This is a genomic window from Flexithrix dorotheae DSM 6795 (assembly GCF_000379765.1).
Classification (GTDB): Bacteria; Bacteroidota; Bacteroidia; order Cytophagales; family Flammeovirgaceae; genus Flexithrix; species Flexithrix dorotheae.
Genome location: NZ_KB903437.1, coordinates 142,780 through 165,793, shown reverse-complemented (window position 1 = coordinate 165,793; position 23,014 = coordinate 142,780). Strand labels below are relative to the sequence as shown.

Below are 23,014 nucleotides of genomic sequence, written 5' to 3'. Positions count from 1 at the left end.
ATTGATGAAAGATATAAAATGTCATCCACGATATTATCTTCCCAAATCCCGGTTTCTACCTGGTATGAACTTATTGGAGAGGGTACACTAGCCGATGCGATTTTAGACCGGATTGTTAACTCTTCTCATAGAATAGACCTGAAAGGAGACTCTCTGAGAAAAGGAATTCTAAAGCAAGATTAATTTTTTTTTTACTAAATTGTACCACACTTTTAAAGTGGCACCCATGAGACCGGAATCACTGGCATGGACCCTCCGAAATAGCCACTATGAATGGGGAGGCTTTTTTATAATGCTTGGATGTTGCTTTCTTTTCATAATCATACTGCTCAATAAAAAGGCCTTGGAAAGACAACTTATCATTTTCAACTCGATTGGAAGTATATTCCTGAGTATCACTATGTTGATTATAATTCAGTTATTGGTATATAGAATATAAAAATTAACCGGCTAAAGATTACAAACAGAAACCCGGAAAAGATAATTAAATTGAAAAATCAGTAAACCAATAAGGAAAACCCTACAATTGGCCCGAGGAAAAATAATATCCAGACGAATATTAATACCGTTTTACCCCAAAAAGATAAATCAAGAATAGGGGGCTTTTGTAGAATAAGCTGAACCTGAGTTAAAATTTTATCTTCCACAGGTGATGCTCTATAAACCTCTGGCCTTATATTAGGGAAAAGAGGCGCTGAATTTCGCAACATTTCATCTCGAATGAGCCAATATTCTTTATTAGAAAGTTCTTCATAATTTTTCTGGTAATCTATTCCTTCTTTAGAAAGTGCTTTCCTGATTTTGATGGTTTTCCGCTGGTAGTTGATTCTTGTCACTATAAATACCGGGATAATCACCAGAATATAGTTTTCAGAATAAATGGCAAAAGCAGTAAACACAAATGCGGAAATTCCCAGAAAAACCGTCTGGATTTTTTGACTGGAATTGAAAAACAGTGTTTCTATTAAATTCCCTCCATCCAATGGAGAAAAGGGAAGTAAATTAAATCCATTCAGGAAAATGAAAATATTGGCGATTTCAATTAGATAATTATTATCGGGAATATCCTTTGCAAAATACCAGATCGCCAAACCAATGATAATTCCCGGAACTGGGCCAGCCAACAAAACAATGGATCGCTGAAATTGGGAAATTTGTTTTTTATCTCCGGTTACCATTGCCCCAAGCAAAGGAATGAAGAACATTTTTACATCATTATAGCCAAAAATTTTCATGGCTAGGAAATGCCCCATTTCGTGGATAAAAAGTACTCCCACCAAAATGAGAATAAAAATTAAATCCATATCGAAAATCAGGTAAAATGCCGCAATAAATATTACCACACTTAAAACCGACTTCGCCAGTGAATTTGGATTTTCCTGTTCTTCTTCCAGTTCTGGTTTTGGAGGAAAAGGATCAAAATACTCTTCCTCCTCATAGCTTTGGTTTTCCTGATCTTCCATTTAAGTAGTAATTCAAAATTAACCGTGTATTATTTTGCCGTAAAAGACTGATAAAGAGATTATTATTTCTCTGAAATAATAGTACCCGGTATGGAGTACCCGGTGTGGAGCACTTGTGCCTATTTCACAGTATTTTCCACCCATTTTCTGGCATTTACAAATGCTTCAATCCATGGGGAAACTTCATCTTTTCTTCCTTTTGGATAATTTGCCCAGTTCCATGGGAAAATTGCTCTTTCCAGGTGTGGCATCATGGCCAGGTGTCTTCCATCTTTCGAAGCTACTGCAGCTGTATTAAAATCAGAGCCATTCGGATTTCCCGGGTAGGCTTCGTAGCTGTATTTCCCTACAATATTGTATTCACTTTCAGCCAATGGCATAGCAAATTTTCCTTCTCCGTGTGCTACCCATAAACCTAATCGGGTATTCGCCAAAGTGTTTAGCATCACCGAATTATTTTCTGGAATATTGATGGTTAAGAATGAAGACTCAAACTTATTAGTTTCATTATGCAAAAGTTTTGTCCTTTCCTGATGCTCCGGATTGATTAATCCCAATTCAATCATCAACTGACAACCATTACACACCCCAAGACTGAGTGTATCTTCTCTTTTATAGAAATTATCAAGTGCGGCTTTTGCTTTTTCATTATAAAGGAAAGCTCCGGCCCAGCCTTTTGCCGAACCTAAAACATCGGAATTAGAAAATCCTCCTACAAACACGATAAAGTTAACATCTTCCAGGTTTTCCCTTCCGGCAATAAGGTCAGTCATGTGTACATCTTTCACATCAAAACCCGCAAGGAACATGGAATAAGCCATTTCCCTATCCCCATTCACCCCTTTTTCCCTGATAATTGCCGCCTTAATTCCCGACTTGGTTTTTCTATCTGCTGAAATTCCTAATTGACTTAATTTGCCGGTAAAATGATTGGGGAATGAGAACTCCAAAGGCTGATTTTTATAATTATCAAACCTTTCCTTTGCTTTCTCCGCTCCACTTTGTTCTCTATCCAGCAAATAAGATGTTTTCATCCAAACATCTCTGAGTTCAGGAATATTGAAATCGTAATCGGTATTTCCTTTTTTCAGTTTAATCGAATTTCCTTCTTCTGGATTTCCAATTACTTTAAAAGCAATTCCATTTTTATTAAGTTCTCCAGAAACTTTTTCCAAGTCATTTACCTGAATAAGAATTCCGGGGTTTTCACTGTAAAGTATTTTTATTAAATCATCTTCAGCAATATCACTCAAATCGATATTCAGCCCGATATTTTTTTCGGCAAATGTCATTTCCAACAAGGCTGTGATCATTCCTCCTGCGGAAATATCATGACCAGCCAAAATCAATTCATCTGATATTAATCCCTGAACAGTATCGAAACAATTTTTAAAATAAGCTGTATCCTTAACAGTCGGCACACTTGTACCCAGTTTATTCACAATTTGTGCAAAACTACTTCCACCCAATTTGAATTCATCTTTAGAAAAATCAATGTAAACAAGGCTGGAATCCCATTCATCAATCAGCACCGGGCTAATCACTTTGTTGATATCTGCCACTTCTCCGGCTGCAGAAATAATCACAGTTCCCGGAGCGTAAACCACATCATCTTTATATTTCTGAGTCATAGAAAGTGAATCCTTGCCAGTAGGAATATTTATTCCCAGATCACAGGCAAAATCACTTACGGCTTCCACCGCTTCATAAAGTCGGGCATCTTCCCCAGGGTTTTTACATGGCCACATCCAGTTGGCACTCAAAGAAACTGAAGTAAGCTTATTAGACATCGGTGCCCAGATGATATTGGTCAGTGCTTCAGCAATGGAATTGATAGAACCTGCAGTTGGGTCAACCAAAGCTGAAACTGGAGAATGCCCAATTGAAGTGGCAATTCCTTTCTTTCCTCTGTAGTCCAGCGCCATTACCGCCACATTATTTAATGGCAATTGCAAAGCACCCGCTGTCTGTTGCTTAGCCACTTTTCCCGTAACCGATCTGTCCACTTTATTAGTCAACCAGTCTTTGCTGGCCACTGCTTCTAACTGTAGCACACCTTCTAAATATTCCCTTAAATTTTCTTGTTGATAATTTAATTCGGCAAACTTGCTTTCCACTGTACTATCATTCATGATAGTTTTGGGTGGCTTGCCAAACATGTCTTCCAATTTCAGGTCTATAGGATTTTCCCCAGTCACATCGTCTTTAAATGTGAAATTCATTTCCCCGGTGGTTTCACCTACTTCATAAATCGGGCTTCTTTCCCGCTCGGCTATTTTTTCGAGTAATTCAATATTTTCTTTTTTAATCACCAGTCCCATTCTTTCCTGCGACTCATTTCCCACAATTTCTTTAGCCGAAAGTGTAGGGTCACCTACTGGTAATTTTCTTAAATCAATTGTTCCTCCGGTTTCTTCCACCAATTCCGATAAACAATTCAGGTGTCCGCCTGCACCATGATCGTGAATAGAAATGATATTATTTTCATCCATTTCCACAAATGCCCTGATCGCATTAAAAACCCTTTTTTGCATCTCTGGATTTGACCTTTGAACGGCATTCAACTCAATAGCATTGGCAAACTCTCCTGTGGCTACAGAGGAAACTGCTCCTCCGCCCATTCCAATTCTATAATTATCCCCACCCAAAACAACTACCTGATCTCCTTTTTCCGGTTTTGCTTTGTGCGCATCTCTTTTTTTGCCAAACCCTACTCCACCAGCCATCATAATCACCTTATCGAAGCCAAACTTTTTATCATTTTCAAAATGCTCAAAAGTTAGTACTGATCCACAAATAAGTGGCTGACCGAATTTATTTCCGAAATCACTCGCTCCATTTGAAGCTTTTATCAAAATTTCGATTGGCGTTTGGTAAAGCCATGGTCTTGCCTCAGTGGCTTTTTCCCATTTCCTATTTTCCTCCAACCTTGAATAGGAAGTCATGTAAACTGCAGTCCCAGCCAAAGGCACACTTCCTTTTCCTCCCGCCATCCGGTCTCTAATTTCTCCACCGCCACCTGTTGCGGCTCCATTAAATGGTTCTACAGTAGTGGGGAAATTATGTGTTTCAGCTTTTAGGGAAATTGTACTTTCAATTTCTTTAGTTTCAAAATAATCTGGTTTATCCTGAGTAGCCGGGGCAAATTGCTCTATTTTCGGTCCCTCAATAAATGCCACATTGTCCTTATAAGCCGAAACTAAAGTATTGGGATTTTGCTTAGAGGTTTTTCTGATAAGATTGAATAAAGAAGATGGTTTTTCTTCTCCATCAATAATGAAAGTACCGTTGAAAATTTTGTGTCGGCAATGCTCTGAATTCACCTGAGAGAATCCGAAAACCTCACTATCAGTTAGTTTTCGGTTTATTTTTTTACTTAAACCTTCCAGATAACCTATTTCATCATCATTTAAGGCAAGTCCTTCCTGTTTATTAAATGCGGCTATATCATCAATATAAATTACCGGGTCAGGTGTTTTATCAATCGTGAAAATTTCCTGATCCAATCCTTTATACAGTCTTTGCAACATGGGATCGAATTTCACATTTTCACTTTCTACTTCGCTAAATTCTTCCACACGGATAATTCCCGCAATACCCATATTTTGGGTAATTTCCACTGCATTGGTACTCCAGGGAGTAATCATTTCCTTTCTTGGTCCAACAAAAAATCCTTTTAAAGAATCTTCCTTTATCAATTCAGCCTCTCCATAAAGCCAGGAAAGTTTTTGAATATCATTCTCGTTTAATCCGTTTTTCGCCTCTGTGACTATTAATTTTCCAGACTGGGATTTAAAAAACAAAATCATTTGAAATGCAGTGGTTTAGATGATGCAATGAATTTGTCGCAAAATTATACATTAAAAGTTATTGAGGCGTAAATTTTTATTGTTGCAGGTAACTAATCCTAAAAATCATTTTTGAGTGATTGATAAAGTTTTTGGAAAAGAGAAAAATTCTTTTGGTAAATATGGTGATTAGTAAAGTTGGGTTTAAAAACTTTTTTGATATTGGTGAAATCTTTAATGTCCTCCAATTCTCCAACCAGGCCTATGGATTTTAGGGAAATAATAGCCGCTCCCATAGCTGAGTTTTCATGACTATCCGTGATCAAAACTTCTTTTCCAAAAACATCTGCCAACATTTGTACCCATTCCTCAGATTTGGCAAAGCCTCCTCCAGCATAAATTCTTTTTATATCACCTGAAACTTCCTCCAATGCTCTGCCAATATCATAAATTCCAAAAATAACTCCTTCCATCACCGCTCTTAAAAAATGATCTCTAGTATGATTGATATTCACTCCAAAAAATACACCCTTCGCATTGGCATCCCAATGTGGCGCTCTTTCTCCCAATAAATATGGAAGAAATATTAAACCATTGGATCCGGGAGCTATTTTAGCTATTCTGTCAATAATTTGGGAATAATCTTTCTTTTCAGGATCCTGATCATCCATGTTTTCGGCAAACCATTTTAAAGCCACTCCGCCATTATTGATGGCTCCACCCAATACATAGTGGTTTTCAGTTAGGATGTAATTAAAAATTCTTTGTTTTTCATCCTTGCCGGAGTTTTTAGCCATCACCCGGATAGCCCCACTTGTTCCAATAGTTACCGCAGCATCTCCTTTCTGAATTGCATTTGCACCTAAATTAGCCAGACAACCATCACTTCCCCCTAAAACAAAAGGCGTTTCTAAGTCTATTTTTAAAGATTCTTTAAAAGCCCTTAAAATTCCTTTTTCATAATGGGTGATGGGAAAAGCAGTAGAAAGTTGACTTTCTGTTATTCCCGCTTTTTCTAAAGCCTTTTCATTCCATTTTAATTCGAAAACATCGAACAAGCCTGTGGCGGAGGCTATGGAATAATCCACAACATATTTACCATACAACCTGAAAAATACATATTCTTTAATGGAAATGAATTTTGCAGATTTTTGGAATATTTCAGGCTGTTCTTCTTGTAACCATGCGATTTTAGCCAAAGGTGCCATTGGGTGAATGGGTGTTCCCGTTTGCTGGTAAATTTCCTTGCCTTCCGAACTGTTTTTAATAGCTTCGGCATAATTTATACTCCTGGTATCTGCCCAAATAATGGCATTGGAAATTGCCTTGCCATCCTTATCCATACAAATAAGGCTATGCATGGCACAGCTAAAACTTGCGGCTAATAATTCTTCAGTTGAAACTACCAGGGCATTTATTCCTTTTACAACTGCCTCAAATATCTCTTCAGGATTTTGTTCGCTGGTTTCTGGATTAGGTCGCAGGGTTTCTAAGGGAAATTCCGTTTTTTCCTGGATTTTCAAGTCTTGAGCAAACCGGATACATTTTACACTGGTCGTGCCAATATCAATGGCAATAAGGTATTTTTTATTTTTCAAAAGGATGGCGAATAGTATTAAAAATCAATTAGCAGCTTTTACTTCAAAATCCCAGGAAATGGCTTCCCACTTAAAAGAGACAGTTCCATCTTTAGCCATTTCAAAACCCATCTGTTCTGTAAGTCCATTTTCAGATTTGGGAACAACTGTTATTCTCAATTGATCTTCTGCTTTATCATAGTCATTATTCCCCCACTGATCCCAGTTTTTATTAAAAATGACTTCCCACTTACTTTCTCCGGGAATAGTAAATAAAGCGTATTTCCCAGCCGGAAGATTTTCTCCATTTACAAGCACGGGCTGATCAATTTCAAAGGTAGTAGCTTCATTTGCCCCGGTTCTCCAAACTTCGTTGTAAGGCACTAAACTTCCCCAAATATCTCTTCCTTTTACTGATGGTGCATGGTAATCTATTTTTACAGTTACACCATTAATGGTTTCACTTACCGATTTTGCAGGGCTAGCTTTTTGACAAGATGATTGGAGAAACAGAATTGAAATAATAAAAATTCCGATTAATTGATTTCTAAAATTAGACATTTGGTTATTGGATTTATTTTTATGATTTTACGAAGCATAATAAAGTTCAACTTCTATTGAATTTGCTGGCAATATAATTATAGAAAATGTTTAATGACGAATATTTTATGAGAGAAGCCTTGAAAGAGGCTAGAAAAGCTTACGATGAAAATGAAATTCCTGTAGGTGCGGTGGTTGTTTGTCAGAACCGTATTGTGGGAAGAGGACATAATCAGAGTATTGCACTGAATGATGCTACAGCACATGCAGAAATGGTTGCACTGAGCAGTGCCAGTAATTATTTAAACTCAAGGTATTTGAAAGAATGTACGCTATATGTTACACTCGAGCCATGCGTAATGTGTGCAGGAGCTAGTTTCTGGGCTCAGTTAGGAGAAATAGTTTTTGGGGCTGCTGATTCTAAAAATGGGTTTAGTAAACATTCAAAAAGTTATTTACATCCTGCCACTTTAATAAAAGGAGGGGTATTGGAAAATGAGTGTCTTGGATTAATTCAATCATTTTTCAAAAATTTAAGGGAAAATAAAAATTCAACGAAATAGAAATTCCTCCAAATTTTACATTCAAAAATTAAAATAATCTTCAAAATAATTATTAAACAGCATTATCGTTATTAGCTTGATTTATACCTAACAGGTATTGGTTTGTATCGAGATACTTTTATAAGTGTCTGATTGATAGGAAGCAAATGTTTCATATTTTCACAAATCATTTTCTTCTTAGAATATATTTTTTAGACTGTACAGGCTTTATCCACCAGAGTAATTTTCTGGTATTTTTTGATAATTTGATAACAAGAGCCTGTCAAATTCAATTTTTTTAATGAATCATCTAAATCGATTAATCTTCGTTTTAATGCTTTCCAGTTTAATTTATTCCTGTAAAGGACTAAAGCAAAATGTGCTATTTGCAACCGATGAGGCCATAAATGCAGATAAATTTAAACTTTCCTTAGAACAGACCATATCTACTTATAAAATTCAGCCATTGGATAGAATAGCCATTTCCGTTTTTACCAATGATGGCGAAAGGCTGATTGACCCTAATAAGGAATTTGAAATTGGAAAGGAATTACCCCCTGACTTAAACACACCAGGGTCAAATTCCCAAACCAACCAGATTGCAATGCAGGAATATACTAATGGAAAGGAAAACTTCTCTATTTCTGCAAATAATTCTACTCCAACTTCTTACTTGGTTAATGAAAAGGGATTTGTTCAATTACCATTGATAGGTAATATAGAGTTGGAAGGCAAAACACTGGAGGAAGCCAATAATTTACTGGCAAAGAATTATGAAAAGTTTTATGAAAAACCATTTGTGGTTACTCAATACCTTAATAAAAGGGTGGTGCTAATGGGTGCATTAGGGGACAGGGTTTTACCAATTAGAAATGAAAACATGACTTTGACTGAGGTTTTGGCACTTGCCGGAGATGTTCAGTTAAAAGCCAAACCTGATAAAATAAGGTTAATTAGAGGCCCCTGGGACAATCCAAGTGTAAAATTAATCGATCTTTCTACTATTGCTTCTTTTAAGGATGCAAATGTAATCATTGAACCCAACGATATAATTTACGTGGAATCTAGAAGAAAGCTTAACCCCGAGTTGGTGCAGGATATTAATGCGATTATTACCCCAATCGCCACACTTACTACCCTTGCACTTACCTTATTATTATTTGTAAGGGAATTAGATAAATAAGCATTTCCCAAAAGTTTCTGAGACACTTTGGATCTCAGCTAAACATTTGAATTAAAAAATAAAGTTAGTTACAATTAGCTTATAAAAAGGGGATAAGGATCCTATGATGTCAGATAACAGAATTAAACATATAGCTCTGGAAGAACCCGATGAGAATGAGGCACTAAATTCATTCGATTTTAAAAAATTTCTCTTTCTCACAAAAAAAAGTATTTGGGGTTTCATACTCATATTTTTAATATGTGGATTGGCGGCATTTTTATTTCTTCGTTATTCAAAACCTGTATTTGAAGCCAATTCAGTCTTAAAACTTGAATTTAAAAGTTCAACTCAAATGCTTGAATTGGAGGTTGATCAATTCCAAAGTGGGATTGATGCCATCAATATGGCGGGTGAAATTGAATTAATAAAATCAAAGTTAATTTTTTCCAATGTAATTGATCAGGCTAATTTAAGGATTAGCTACCATTCGGTAGGGGAAATTTTAAGCGATGAAAAATATTTGGGAGGCCCTTTTATTGTGGAAGGAGAATTAAAAAATGATCTGCTTTATAATACTCCTATTTCTCTTTCATTGATTAGCCCAAAGTCCTTCAGGCTGGAATATAAATTGAATAAGACCGAATTCGCTGAGGAATTTGAATTTGGGGAGTGGATTAAAACCAATGATCTGGAAATTAAAATTGAGTCCAGAGGTTGGGATGATGAAATTCTTAATGATCCGGATTTTTACTTTATTTTTCACAACGATTCCTATTTATACAATTACCTGAATACCAACCTGGACGTCACCGTAGAAAACCAGGTAGCAAATACCATTAGAGTTTCATTTAAGGAACATAACCCTAATAAGGCCGTAGCGATTGTTAATGCAGTAAATGATACCTATTTGGTAAAGACAATAGAAAACAAGAATAAAGTTTACGAACAATCTATTGATTATATAGACAAGCAGTTGTTGTTAGTAAGAGATACGCTCGATTATTTTGAAAAAGAGCTTAAAAAGTATTCTTATAAAAAAGATGAGGAATCAAAGTTCATTAACTACACTGAAGTTTATAATAAAATAGATGATTTACAAAACCAGAAAATTGAATTAAGCTTAAAAAACACACAGTATAAAAATATAGCGGATCTTATAAAAGCAGATTCCAGTTTAATTCATATTAGTATTGCCTCTACTGTGATAGATGACCCCTCCTTAACCAAAACCATTGAAAACATGTTGCTGGTTAAAGAAAAAGCAGAAAGAATCAAAGGCTATTACAAAAAAGAGACAGAAGCAAGAAAACGTAGTGAAGAGGATATTCAGAACCTTTATCAAGAATTATTAATGCTGGTTGAATATAAATATGAGGCGGGTTTAACTCAAATTAATCGGATTCAAGCCAAAATAAGGGACCATGAAAACTCCATAAAATCTAATCCTCAGGTTGACTCTGATTTTAATAAGCTCAACAGGTATTATTCTTTTTATGATAAAATTCTGAATACGATTCAAAATAAAAAAATTGAAATAGGGATTGCCAAAGCCAGTACAGTTTCAAATTTCAGAACTTTGTCCCCAGCAAATGCTTCAGGTGCCCCGATATACCCGATTCCCGGACTGGTCTATTTGCTTACTGTGGTTATTGGTTTTGTTTCCAGTATTGGACTGGTTTTAATCAAATACCTTATTCATAATAAAATCAATGATATCAAGGAAATAGAAAGACTTACATCAGCTCCAATTTTAGGTTTAGTTCCCAATTACAATATGGGAGGATCTGAGTTTTCCCAACTTGTTGTTCATAGAAATCCCAAGGCTTCAATTAGTGAGTCTTTTCGGTCCATCAGAACTAATCTTGATTTTTTAGCAGGAAACAGTAAAGGAAAAAACAGGATTATTTCACTCACCTCCACTGTAAGTGGGGAAGGCAAAACCTTTGTTGCACTTAATATTGGAGGAATAATCGCTTTATCAGGAAAGAAAGTAATTATTCTTGATCTCGATTTAAGAAAGCCTAAAATCCATATGGCTTTCGAAAAAGAAAACACAAAGGGTATTTCTACCCTATTAATAGGCAAAAACTCTCTTGAGGAATGCATAGGAAGTACGGGTTTGGAAAACCTGAACTATATTTTGGCTGGTCCTGTTCCACCTAATCCTGCTGAACTTTTGATGTCCTCAGAATTTGAAAATCTGCTGGAGAGATTAAAAACAGCTTACGATGTTATCATTTTTGATACACCACCTGTGGGTTTGGTTACAGATGGAATCATAGCCATGAAAAAAGTGGATATCCCAATTTATGTGGTTAGAGCAGGGGTTTCAAAAGTTTCATTTTTGGAAAATGTAAATAATTTGAAGGAAGTAAATAACTTTAAACATTTATCAATTATCTTAAACTCTGTGGATACAACCAATAGTTATGGGTATGGAGAATATGGATATGGGTATGGCTACGGCTATGGATATGGCCATAATTACGGATATTACGAAACTGAAAATATCAGTTGGTGGAAAAAATTAATCAGGAGGAAAAAATAATGTTTTCATTTTTTAAGAAGAAAGAATCACCAAAAGCAGTTGAACCAATCCAAAAAATTAAAGTTGACATGCATTCCCACTTATTACCCGGGATTGATGATGGTGCAGGGAATATTGAACAATCATTGTTTTTAATTCGAAGATTTATTGACCTTGGATATAAAAAGCTTATTACAACTCCGCATGTAATGAGTGATTTTTACAGGAATACACCTGAAATAATTCTGGGTAAATTGGAAGAAGTAAGGGCAGCCATAAATGCAGAGGGCCTGGATATTCAAATAGAAGCTGCAGCGGAATATTATTTGGATGAATTTCTGATTGAGAAGCTGGAAAATAATGAACCCTTACTCACTATTGGCGGGAAATATTTATTATTTGAAACTTCTTTCATCAATCCATGCTCCCAACTTTTACATGCTGTATTTTTAATGCGATCTTCAGGTTATATACCGGTACTGGCACACCCTGAAAGGTATACATATTACTTTCCAAAATATAATGATCTTGTGTATCTGATAGATAAAGGAGTAAAATTCCAACTAAATATCAGTTCTCTAACCGGGTATTATTCAAAACAATCGAAAAAGATTGCCGAAAAACTTATAAAAGATAAAGCAATTTCTTTTTTAGGAACGGACTGCCATGCTCCCAAACATCTTGATCAATTTAAAAAAGCTGAAATATTACCCACCTTTCATGAGGCCTTAAAATTAGATTTATTAAACAACTCACTTCTAGATTAAAAACCTTTATTTTGCAAGGAAGTTCATATCATATTGTTGAATGAGATCTAGAGGAGTCTTTACCTTTAGATAATCCTGTCCCAAAATGATTGGGGACATAGAATATTAAGAAAAGTATGGTTTATTTCATTATTGGATGTAATGGGTTGGTTGGAAGTTACATTGCCAGGGAAATTTTAAAAAATGGAGGCAAGGTAAAGGCATTGAAAAGAGAAGAAAGTGACATGAGCATGGTAAAGGATATTGCTTCCCAAATTGAATGGATACCCGGTGATTTACTCGACATTGTTTCCCTTGAGGAAGGTATTGTAAATACTGATTATGTAATTCATGCCGCAGGAATGGTGTCTTTTAATCCTAATGATGCTAAAAAACTTTTCAAAATTAATGTGGAGGGAACAGCCAATGTGGTCAACAGTTGTTTGCGGTATCCGGTTAAAAAGTTATTATTTATCAGTTCCGTGGCTGCTATTGGAAAAAATAGTCGTGAAGAAATAATTGAAGAAGGGAATAAATGGGAAAATGACAAAGTAGTGACTACTTACTCACTTACAAAATATTTGGCCGAACAGGAAGTATGGAGGGCTATTGAGGAAGGACTGGATGCAGTAATCGTTAATCCTTCTATTATTTTTGGAGTAGGAAACTGGAAAAAAAGCAGTCTTAAATTAATTGATTATTTGTGGAATGCGCCAAATTATTTTCCGGTTGGCCTCGCCAATTATGTGGATGTAAGAGATGTAGCCGAAATTTCATTTAAATTATTAATTTCTGACATCAAAAACGAAAGGTTTATTTTAAATTCAGGCTCAACGCTTTATAAAGACTTATTTGAAAAGATATCAGTTTTACTGGATAAAACACCTCCTCAAAAAGTATTAAAACCATGGTTCGGAATCTTCATTTCTTATATTGACTGGTTTTTTTCATCTATTTTTAGAAGAAAACAAAAAATCACGAAAGAAATGATCATAAGCTCTTCTGACCGTGTGAAATATAGTAATCGGAAAATTTCTAATACCTTAGGCATTAATTTTAAGGACATTAACGAAACCCTGGAGTGGGTTTGTAAACACTATGTAAATTTCCGTTTGAAAAAAGAATTTTAATATTCCTAATTAAAATTTAGTTTTGTAGTTTAGGTATAAGGAAGGAATTGAAGGGTTTACCAATGTCAAACTAATATGTTTGGACTTTAATGGCAGAAAATACTAATAAGGATAATGATTTAAAGGTTGCGTTGAGAAGGTTTGAGAAAATGCTTCAGACAAATGAAACCTATTTTTTTGATCTTAGTGTTTATGAGCAATTAATTGAACATTATTTCAGCTCAAATCATTATTCAAAAGCAATAAAAGTTTGTGATATCGCAATTCTGCAATATCCCTATTCTACGGAATTGTTCATTAGCAAGGCTAATATACTTTCCTATTCGGGAAATTATGAAGAAGCATTCAAAGCCTTGGAGTGTGCAGAAAATATTCAGCCTACAGATCCGGAAATCATTCAGCTGAGGGGTCAACTTTATTCTATGGCAGGAGAGCATCAATTGGCAATCGAATGCTTTGAGCAGGTATTACCAATTATTGATGATAAGTCTCATGTTTATCACAACATAGGATTTGCCCTTCAATCTATAGAAAAATTTGAGGAAGCTACCCAATACTATGAGCAGGCAATTGAATTAGACATGGGGAATGAGGATGCAGTGTATGAGCTAATTTTTTGTCTTGAAACTATTGGTGAGCTGGAAAAAGGCATTAAGTTCTTCAATAGATTTATTGATAAAAATCCCTATTCTGCTATTTCCTGGTACAACCTGGGAATTTTATATGAGAAGCTGACTGATTATAAAAAAGCTGTATGGGCATTTGACTATGCCGCCTTAATTGACCCTCAGTTTGTTGAAGCTTATTTCCACCTGGGAAATGATTACATAAACCTTGAAGATTATGAAAATGCCTATAAAGCTTTTGCTAAAGCTTTAGAATTTGAAGGGCCTTCAGCAGAAGTTTATTGTAGTTTGGGAATCTGTAAAGAAAACCTTAAGGATTACGATGAGGCCCAAAAGTTTTATAAAAAAGCTTTGGATGAGGATGAAGAATGTGATGATGCCTGGTTTGGGATTGGCAATTGCCTTGGCTTGAAGGAAAAGTGGTTTGAAGCAGTTCATTTTTTGCAAAAATCAGTAAAGCTTAACCCTTATAATGATGAATATTGGCTGGTATTGGCAGATATGGAATTTAAACTGGGTAACGAGCTTTCCGCCCTGGAAGCCTTTGAAAGAGCAGGAGAATTAAACCCCACCAACCCTGAAGTTTGGCTTAAATGGTCCCTTGCTCATTTCGTAAAAAATAACATTGAAGGGGCTATTAATATCATTAATGAAGGACTTAGTGAACTTCCCGATAATGTAGATCTAATATACAGAGCCTGTGGTTATAATTTCGTAGCTGGTAAATATACTATAGCCAATAATCTATTAGAAAGTGGATTAATATTAGATTTTGACAAACACACCCTCCTTTTCGATTTTTTCCCTGATCTTCAAATTCAAAAAACCTTATTGAAGATTATCAACAACTTTAAGAAATAATATCAAGCGATAATTTTAAAAATTTAAATCTGAATTTTACTGACTAAAACATTGAAATCTATTTAATTGTATTTTTTAATGATTTTTTATAACTATAAATAGCAATGAATTATTTTTTAACAAATATCCCTGAACGAACAAACAAACCCAGGAACGAAGGATTCACCATGGTGATGGATAAAGGATTATCCTTAAGGGAAGTTGAAGATTTATTGGAATCTTCCGGTCACTGTATTGATATTGTTAAATTGGGATGGGCTACTTCTTTCGTTTATCCAAAATTAAAGGAAAAACTAGCCATTTATAAAGAAAATAATATCCCTGTTTATTTGGGCGGAACTTTATTTGAAGCTTTTATAGTAAGAAATCAATTTGATGAATACCGAAAAGTATTGGACAAATTTGGATTGTCTCATGCGGAAGTTTCTGATGGATCAATTGAATTGCCACATGAGAAAAAATGTGAGTATATACAGAAATTATCTGATCAGGTTACTGTATTGTCTGAGGTTGGTTCGAAGGATGCTGATAAAATAATTCCCCCTTATAAATGGATAAATCTCATGCAGCATGAGCTTGAAGCTGGAGCCTGGAAGGTAATTGGGGAAGCCAGAGAAGGAGGAAATGTTGGCCTTTTTCGTGGTACTGGAGAGGTGAGATCCGGACTTGTTGAAGAAATTTTAACCAAAATTCCTTCTGAAAAAATCATTTGGGAAGCTCCAATTAAAGAACAACAGGTTTGGTTTGTAAAATTACTTGGCGCAAACGTAAATTTGGGAAATATTGCCCCAAATGAGGTTATTCCATTGGAAACAATAAGATTAGGCCTAAGAGGAGATACCTTTGATTTATTTTTATAAACCAAAGGTATCGGAATCTTTTATGGTTTTTGTTTTTTAAACCTTTTTCTGTTGTGTCTCCAGTCTAGGAAATAACCTGCCATTGGAAAAAGTGTGCTTGCAATTACTATAAATATTATAAAAGCTACTTTACTGTTCATTTTATTATTATTTATTTTTTTCCCTATCTATTTTTATTGCATTAACATCCTGCCACTTTAAAGTGTTCAGCATATGCACCATATCAATTTTAACATATTCAATAATTGGTTTTAGGGAGTCATTTTTAGTGGCTGTAGGGAAATATAATGCAGCCCTGAAAAAGTTTTCGGTGGAATCTGTAGCATAAAATTGAAACTGGCTGGGAACATCCCCCTCAAGTTCAAAAACCACAGCGGTAATTCCATTTGGAGTTTTGGTTACGTAATCGTCAATTGCTGTGGCTTTCACGTGATGCTTGGTCGTTAGTCTGTGAGAATCATTTGAAAGTTCTATCAAAGAATCAATATTATTATTCACAGCTTTATAGGAAATGGTGAGTTTAGCTTCATACTTTGGGTAAAACACTTCAATCCAGTAAGGCTCAGTCATAAAAGAACTATCCGGAATTACCTGTGCATGCTTAGAATATTCAAAGCTATAGGGATATCCTAAAGACAAGGTCTCATATTCATGGGTAGGAAGTTCAATCCTGTGAAAACCTCTCGGTTTAGGCAAATAAACAGGATCTCCACAGCTGTTTAAGACTAAAGTAGTAAATAGTAAAAAAATAATAATTCTAATCATACTAATCATTTAGCTATTTTAAGATGCTCTCATTTCTAATGCCCCTCAAATAGTCTAAAGTTTAAATCTTTTTGAAAAATTATTATGGGCAATTGAAAATTTATTGATTGGAAATGGCATTAATGTTTTCATCTTTAATAAAAACCCTTACCCTTTTTATTCTCTTTTTATCTACCGAAATTGCTGTAAACACATAATTTTTGAACTCTATCTTTTCCCCAGCAGTAGGTAATTTACTAAAAAGCTCAAGTAATAACCCACCAACAGATTCACTTTCCCCTTTAGCCTCCGTAAATTCTGTAGAATCAATATTTAAAACTTTATAAAAATCATTGAGGGACATTTTTCCCTCAAAGGTATAAGTTCTGTTATCAATTTTCTTATATCCTAAATCTTCCTCATCATCGAATTCATCATTAATTTCACCCACAATTTCTTCAATAATATCTTCCATTGTGATTAAACCCGAGGTACCCCCGTATTCATCAACTATAATGGCCATATGTACCCGCATTTGTTGAAAATCCTTCAACAATTCATCAATTTTTTTCGATTCAGGAACAAAAAAAGTATCTCTTTTTATTAAATTCTGCCAATTAAAATTCTCATCCTGCTCTACAAAAGGCAAGAGTTCTTTTACATACAGAATACCTTCAATTTTATCTATGGTATCCTGGTAGATTGGTATTCTGGAGTAAGAGGTTTTATTCACTTCATCTAGCAATTGATGGAAATTATCTTCTATTTCAAAAGCTGTGATATCAATTCTGGATTGCATGACCTGTTTCACCGTCTTTGAACTAAAAGAGACAATTCCTTTCAATATTTCTTTATCCTTATTTACAGTGGTAGTCATTTCCACTGCTTCATTGAGCTCAGTCATGGATACTTCGTAACCTTTTCTTTCCAGCCTTTTCTCCAATAAACTACTCAAGCTCATTAATAGCCAGGAAAAAGGCTTAAATAAAGAGGTAGCCACCAGAAGCATTCCTGAGGTAAACCTGGCAAATAATAGGTTTTTCTCTGTGGCATATACTTTTGGGGAAATCTCTCCGAAGAAAATTATAGCCGGAGTGATAAAAGCATTTAAAAAAAACAGGGTTTTCTGTTCGGCATTTCTTCCAAACATTTCCCAGCTTGCAAAGGTAGCCAGGGTAATTAAAGCCACATTCACCAGATTGTTTAATATTAGAATAGTGGCCAAAAGTAATTTCGGATTCGAAAGTAATTTTGCTATCCTTATATCATTGGACCTCTGGCTACTTTCACATTTGTGGACCTGCTGAGGAGATAAAGAAAAAAAAGCCACCTCTGACCCTGAAATTAGGGCAGAAAGCAGCAATAAAATTAATATTATAAAGAAAATAGGGTATACAATAGCCGGAACCGAATTAAGCTGGGTTAAAATTAAAAAATACGGTTCAGGTTCAATAATACTGTCTTCCAAAGTAATTAATTATGGTTCAAATATTAAAACGGTAAGTCGTCTATATCCGTACCAGCATCTGAGTTTTGTGTTTCTGCAGATGGAGGTTCGGACGGCCCGGGATCGTTACTCGGACCAGCACCTTCAGGAGATCGGCCCATCATAATAAAATTGTCAGCAACTACTTCAGTAGTATACCTGTTATTCCCATCTTTATCCTGCCACGATCTGGTTTTTAGTTTGCCTTCTAAATAAATCTGGCTTCCTTTTTTCAAATATTTTTCAGCAACATCAGCCAAACCTCTCCAAACAACAATATTGTGCCATTCGGTTTGAGTGATTCGTTCTCCACTATTTCTGTCTTTGTAAGACTCTGAGGTTGCAAGGGAAAAGGTAGCAACTTTAGCCCCACTTTCCAAATCTCTTACTTCAGGATCCTTTCCTAAATTTCCAACTAGTATAACTCTGTTTACGCCTGCCATGGGTTTAAGATGATTTATTGACTACAAAATTATTAACCTTTATGATAAATAGCTAAAAAACATGTTCCTTTAAAAAATTATTAATCAGAATAGGTTTTGGTAATTTATCTATTTCTTCAATTGAATATAACTTTAATCCATATTCTTCACAAATTTTATTGAGATTATTCTCGCTTTTTAAATTTAAATGGATAAACTTTGCCTGAATTTTCTGGTGCGTCAGAATATGTTTATAGCTTCCAAAACTTTCGCAACGCAAAACATCTCTACTTAAAGATTTCAGAGAAATTAAAGTTTGATCAAACAGACTTTCCTCATTATAAAAGTTTTCCGACTCAAGTAATGGAAAATCATGTAATCCCTGCCAAATATCTCCTTTTAATCTTTCTTTCATTGCAAACCGCCCTTTAAATTCCAAAACCAGATAAGTAAAAAACCTGTTTTTAATTTTTACCTTCCTGATCTTTATGGGCAAATCAGTTTGTTTTCCAGTTTTTCTCGCTTCGCATTCCTGTGAAAAAACACAAAACATACAATCGGGATTTTTGGGTTTACAATGTAGCGCACCAAACTCCATTATTCCCTGATTATAAATATCTGACTTTTTTTGGGGTAGTAAGGAATCTGCCAAATCCTGAAAAATCTTTTTGCCTTTTGGGCTGGCTATATCTTCTTCCACACCAAACCTTCGGGACAAAACTCTGTAAACATTTCCATCCACTACAGCAACATTTTCATTAAATGCAAATGAGGCAATGGCTGCAGCAGTATAATCCCCAACTCCTTTCAGTTTTTTTAAATCCTTAAAATTATCCGGAAATTGACCATTTAGTTCACTGGAAATAAATTTGGCAGCACCGTGCATGTTCCTAGCCCTTGAATAATAACCAAGTCCCTGCCACAGCCGAAGCACCTCCTGTTCCTCTGCATTAGCTAATAAATGCACAGTGGGATATTTATCAAAAAATTTGTGGAAGTAAGGAAGGCCCTGGTCAACCCTGGTTTGCTGCAAAATTATTTCCGAAAGCCATATTGGGTATGGATCAGATAGATTTCGCCAGGGTAAGTCCCTTTTATTCTCGTTGTACCAATCAATTATTTTTTGGGCAAATCCAGACATTTAATTTGAAGATTAAGGCAATTGGATTAACTAACTATTCAAAATAAAGTGCTTTAAAAAGAATTTTAGTTCTCATTAATACACAATTGCCTTTTAATGATTTTAATAAACCTCAAATTAAATAAATGAACAACCTAATTGTTTTGTAACTCGGATAGTTTTTTTTCTAATTCGGCATTTTTTCGAATTAACTCTTCCTGAGAAGCCAATAATTCTTCCTGATTTTGACGCAGCTCTTCTTCCTGAGATCTCAGCATTTCCGATTGGGTTTGAGTTTCCTGCAAAAGCTGTTTTGTAGTATCGTTAATTCTCAGGGAATATAATGCAGATGCAATCGATTCTGTGAGTTTCTCAATAAACTCAATTTGATAATCTTCAAAAGGCTGAAAAGATGCCAGCTCTAAAACACCTATCACTTCCTCATTACTCAAAAGAGGAAGTATTATTAAACATTCGGGTGTGGCCTCTCCCAATCCTGAAGTAATTGAAATATAATCTTCTGGTACATCAGTTAATACCACTTTTTCCTTCTCCAAAAACACCTGTCCCACAAGTCCCTCACCTGATTGAACCTTATTATTTATGAATTTCTTTTTGTTATAGGCATAACATGCTTTGAGTTCCAGTTCATCTACTTCCTTTTTTTGATTGGAAAGCACAAAAAAACCGCCCTGATTAGCACCGACATACTTTACCAATTCGGGTAAAATAATATCAAGGTTTTTTTCAATACTTTCCTCCTGAAATCTAAGTAATTCTGAAAACTTTGCTAAACCAATATTTACCCAGTTTCTTTTTTGCTCCCTATCCTTCACTTTCTTCATTTGTTCCCTCATGTGGATAAGTTCTCCGGCAAGATTTTCCTGATTATTTTTCTCATTTTCAGAATTTATGCCTTTCCAATCTACTTCATAGTTACCTTTACTTATTTCACTTATAAATTCTGAAGCATGTTTCAGGCTATCAATAAGTGTTAAAATAACCTGTTTCCCATTAATATTCTTTATTTCAGTTTGGGGATCAAAAATATATTTCCTAGTGCTATTTTCCAGATTAGTATAAAGTCTTTTTCTATTTAGGTTATTTCGCCTAATGACTATACATACCATTATCAGGGTGGGAAAGGCAAGAATTAATAATAATATTTGAACAAATATGGTTGTGTTTAAAATTAATTGATAATTACTCTCAGCCTCTACCCTCACCTTTTTTTCATAGTCATTCATTTTTTCGTAAAAAGGACTAAATGCCAACCATAGCTTTAAACCATTATCTTCTTTTAATATTTCCAGGGCCTTCTCTTTATCATTATTATCAATCAATTCCTTCATTGTTAAGGCCTCATTCATTTTGTGATAAAAAATATCTTCCCAGCCTTTCATTAAAGAAACATCAAAACCTTGCTTTTTTAATTCTGTCCTTAGTTTTTGATAAGCTTTTTCATAATCTTCATTAGCATCCATCATTGGTTGGATAAATTTTTCCTCCTGAACCAACATATATCCTCTTATCCCAACATCGCTTTGAAGAACCTGTTTCCACAAATTATCTACAGCTCTATGAATTTCTACTGCCTGAGACTTTACCTTATTTATATTCTGAAGGGATTTTTGGTTCACATAAACCAATATGGAGTTTGAAACAATAAGAATTAGAGAAAAAATAATGGCTACATATATTCCATTATTTTTCAGGTATTGCAGGTTAATAATTTTCATTTAAAATATTAATTGGAAATTGGTAAGAAAGTAATGAGACTTAAGAGGCTTGTTTATTGTTCAAAAAATCTGGTATTCAGGACAAAAAAATCCCTGTTAGTAGAACCCTAACGCCATTAACAAAAGAGTATTATTATTAAAGATTGATCAATTTGCCAACCTGGAAATACACTATCATCCATTTCCAATTAATTACAACTTCTTTTTTTATTACTTTGCACTTTATAATCCATAGAATAACTCAGTATGATTAATAAATATCAGGATAATCATGATACCATTATAGCACTTTCCACCCCTACGGGTAAAGGAGCTATAGCTGTCATCCGGTTAACCGGGGAGGATGCCATAAAGATTACGAATAAGGTTTTTAAAGGAAAGGACCTGGAAAAACAAAAAACACATACCATCCATTTCGGAACCCTTAGAGATGAAAATACAATTATAGATGAAGTATTGGTTTCTCTATTCCGAAACCCTAATTCTTATACAGGTGAAAATGTTGTAGAGATATCCTGCCATGGTTCGGCTTATATTGTTAGAAAAATTATTCAATTATTTCAGAAAAACAAGGTGAGATATGCCAACCCAGGTGAATTTACTAAAAGAGCTTTTACTAATGGAAAACTGGATTTAGCTCAGGCCGAGGCAGTTGCCGATTTAATTGCTTCTGATTCAGAAGTATCGCATCATGCGGCACTCAATCAGATGAGAGGTGGGTTTTCGAAAGAAATTAAAACTTTAAGGGAAAAGTTAATCAATTTCGCTTCTTTGATAGAATTGGAATTAGACTTCAGCGAAGAGGATGTGGAATTTGCCGACAGGGCAGAACTGAAAAGTCTAGTTACCCACCTCCAGAGTATTTTAAAAGATTTAATTGAATCCTTTGATTTAGGAAATGTGATCAAAAACGGAGTGCCTACCGTAATTGCCGGAAAACCAAATGCAGGGAAATCGACTTTATTAAATGCTTTATTAAATGAAGAAAAGGCTATTGTTTCTGAAATTCCCGGAACAACCAGAGATTTTATTGAAGATGAATTGGTAATTGGTGGAATCAGTTTCAGGTTTATTGATACTGCCGGGCTAAGACAAACTGAAGACAAAGTAGAAGCCATAGGCGTAAAAAGAACCTATGAAAAAATGAAAGATGCTTCATTAATCATCTACCTTTTCGATGTAAAGGAAACTGAAGTTTCAGAGCTTTTTGATGAAATTAAGCATTTGGAAGAAATGAATATTCCGTTTTTGGTAATCGCCAATAAAATTGATTTGCTTGAAAAGGGAGAACTTCCGGAGGAATTTTCCAATATTCAGCATTTCTTTGGTATTTCGGCTGGGAAAAAACTTCATATTGAATCACTTAAAAAGAAATTACTTGAAGTGGTAAACCTGGACAGTTTTAAAACAGGGAATACTGTGGTAACCAATGTTCGGCATTATGAAAATCTGGTAAATACCCAAAAAGCACTTGTAGACGTTATTCAGGCACTGGAGAATGGGGTTTCTGGAGATTTCCTTGCCCTGGACATCAGAGAGGCTTTACATTTTTTAGGGGAGATCACAGGTGAGATCACAACAGACGATCTTTTAGCTAATATCTTTTCCAAATTTTGTATCGGAAAGTAACCAATACAAACATCGATAGATAAAAAAAAGAGGCTGCCCTTTTCGGGCA

General features: G+C 35.0%; 18 protein-coding genes. 9 read left to right on the top strand and 9 right to left on the bottom strand.

The window, feature by feature from the left end:
- Window positions 1-183, top strand: a 183-nt coding sequence (locus tag A3EM_RS47055) for an ATP-binding protein (protein ID WP_026210258.1), incomplete at its 5' end; no start/stop codon positions are given.
- 314 nt (window positions 184-497) lie between these two features.
- On the opposite strand, the gene A3EM_RS0112290 is transcribed toward A3EM_RS47055, so the two are convergent.
- The 4 genes from A3EM_RS0112290 to A3EM_RS0112275 form a co-directional block, all read right to left on the bottom strand.
- Entirely contained in the window at window positions 498-1,463 is a 966-nt protein-coding gene (locus A3EM_RS0112290) for a site-2 protease family protein (RefSeq protein ID WP_020528517.1), read from the bottom strand.
- A gap of 119 nt (window positions 1,464-1,582) precedes the next feature.
- Window positions 1,583-5,272 (bottom strand): phosphoribosylformylglycinamidine synthase, encoded by a 3,690-nt coding sequence (gene purL / locus A3EM_RS0112285; RefSeq protein ID WP_020528516.1) that lies wholly within the window; start codon window positions 5,270-5,272, stop codon window positions 1,583-1,585.
- Between the two features lie 98 nt (window positions 5,273-5,370).
- Window positions 5,371-6,849 carry a gluconokinase gene (locus tag A3EM_RS0112280; RefSeq protein WP_020528515.1) on the bottom strand — a complete coding sequence of 493 codons (1,479 nt, stop codon included), beginning with the start codon at window positions 6,847-6,849 and terminating at the stop codon, window positions 5,371-5,373.
- Window positions 6,850-6,873: 24 nt separating this feature from the next.
- The gene (locus A3EM_RS0112275; RefSeq protein ID WP_020528514.1) at window positions 6,874-7,389 is read right to left on the bottom strand and encodes a DUF2911 domain-containing protein; all 516 of its coding nucleotides are present in this window, start codon (window positions 7,387-7,389) and stop codon (window positions 6,874-6,876) included.
- Between the two features lie 86 nt (window positions 7,390-7,475).
- Between A3EM_RS0112275 and A3EM_RS0112270 the strand changes: the two genes are divergently transcribed.
- From A3EM_RS0112270 to A3EM_RS0112240, 7 genes are all read left to right on the top strand, one after another.
- Complete coding sequence (locus tag A3EM_RS0112270; RefSeq protein WP_020528513.1) at window positions 7,476-7,931, top strand: nucleoside deaminase; 456 nt, start codon at window positions 7,476-7,478, stop codon at window positions 7,929-7,931.
- A 280-nt stretch (window positions 7,932-8,211) separates the two neighbouring features.
- On the top strand, window positions 8,212-9,093 hold the full coding sequence (locus tag A3EM_RS0112265; RefSeq protein WP_083925220.1) for a polysaccharide biosynthesis/export family protein: 882 nt from the start codon (window positions 8,212-8,214) through the stop codon (window positions 9,091-9,093).
- Between the two features lie 103 nt (window positions 9,094-9,196).
- Complete coding sequence (locus A3EM_RS0112260; protein ID WP_083925219.1) at window positions 9,197-11,623, top strand: polysaccharide biosynthesis tyrosine autokinase; 2,427 nt, start codon at window positions 9,197-9,199, stop codon at window positions 11,621-11,623.
- The gene (locus A3EM_RS0112255; RefSeq protein ID WP_245576500.1) at window positions 11,593-12,369 is read left to right on the top strand and encodes a tyrosine-protein phosphatase; all 777 of its coding nucleotides are present in this window, start codon (window positions 11,593-11,595) and stop codon (window positions 12,367-12,369) included. The genes A3EM_RS0112260 and A3EM_RS0112255 overlap by 31 nt, the downstream gene beginning before the upstream one ends.
- Window positions 12,370-12,485: 116 nt before the next feature.
- The gene (locus A3EM_RS42205; protein WP_020528509.1) at window positions 12,486-13,478 is read left to right on the top strand and encodes an NAD-dependent epimerase/dehydratase family protein; all 993 of its coding nucleotides are present in this window, start codon (window positions 12,486-12,488) and stop codon (window positions 13,476-13,478) included.
- A gap of 89 nt (window positions 13,479-13,567) precedes the next feature.
- Complete coding sequence (locus tag A3EM_RS0112245; protein WP_020528508.1) at window positions 13,568-14,965, top strand: tetratricopeptide repeat protein; 1,398 nt, start codon at window positions 13,568-13,570, stop codon at window positions 14,963-14,965.
- A gap of 104 nt (window positions 14,966-15,069) precedes the next feature.
- On the top strand, window positions 15,070-15,825 hold the full coding sequence (locus A3EM_RS0112240) for a phosphosulfolactate synthase (RefSeq protein ID WP_020528507.1): 756 nt from the start codon (window positions 15,070-15,072) through the stop codon (window positions 15,823-15,825).
- A gap of 147 nt (window positions 15,826-15,972) precedes the next feature.
- Here A3EM_RS0112240 and gldD read toward each other — a convergent pair whose 3' ends face one another.
- The 5 genes from gldD to A3EM_RS45775 all read right to left on the bottom strand — a co-directional run bounded on the left by gldD (window position 15,973) and on the right by A3EM_RS45775 (window position 21,336).
- The gene (gene gldD / locus A3EM_RS42200) at window positions 15,973-16,590 is read right to left on the bottom strand and encodes a gliding motility lipoprotein GldD (protein ID WP_020528506.1); all 618 of its coding nucleotides are present in this window, start codon (window positions 16,588-16,590) and stop codon (window positions 15,973-15,975) included.
- 100 nt (window positions 16,591-16,690) lie between these two features.
- Window positions 16,691-18,037: a gliding motility-associated protein GldE gene (gene gldE, locus A3EM_RS0112230; RefSeq protein ID WP_020528505.1), complete on the bottom strand. Its 1,347-nt coding sequence runs from the start codon at window positions 18,035-18,037 to the stop codon at window positions 16,691-16,693.
- Between the two features lie 23 nt (window positions 18,038-18,060).
- Entirely contained in the window at window positions 18,061-18,498 is a 438-nt protein-coding gene (locus tag A3EM_RS0112225) for a single-stranded DNA-binding protein (protein WP_020528504.1), read from the bottom strand.
- A gap of 52 nt (window positions 18,499-18,550) precedes the next feature.
- Window positions 18,551-19,618 carry an A/G-specific adenine glycosylase gene (mutY, locus tag A3EM_RS0112220; RefSeq protein ID WP_020528503.1) on the bottom strand — a complete coding sequence of 356 codons (1,068 nt, stop codon included), beginning with the start codon at window positions 19,616-19,618 and terminating at the stop codon, window positions 18,551-18,553.
- 134 nt (window positions 19,619-19,752) lie between these two features.
- Entirely contained in the window at window positions 19,753-21,336 is a 1,584-nt protein-coding gene (locus A3EM_RS45775) for a GAF domain-containing protein (protein ID WP_020528502.1), read from the bottom strand.
- Window positions 21,337-21,582: 246 nt separating this feature from the next.
- On the opposite strand from A3EM_RS45775, the gene mnmE reads away from it, so the two are divergent.
- Window positions 21,583-22,965 (top strand): tRNA uridine-5-carboxymethylaminomethyl(34) synthesis GTPase MnmE, encoded by a 1,383-nt coding sequence (gene mnmE / locus A3EM_RS0112210; RefSeq protein WP_020528501.1) that lies wholly within the window; start codon window positions 21,583-21,585, stop codon window positions 22,963-22,965.
- Window positions 22,966-23,014: the final 49 nt, after the last annotated feature.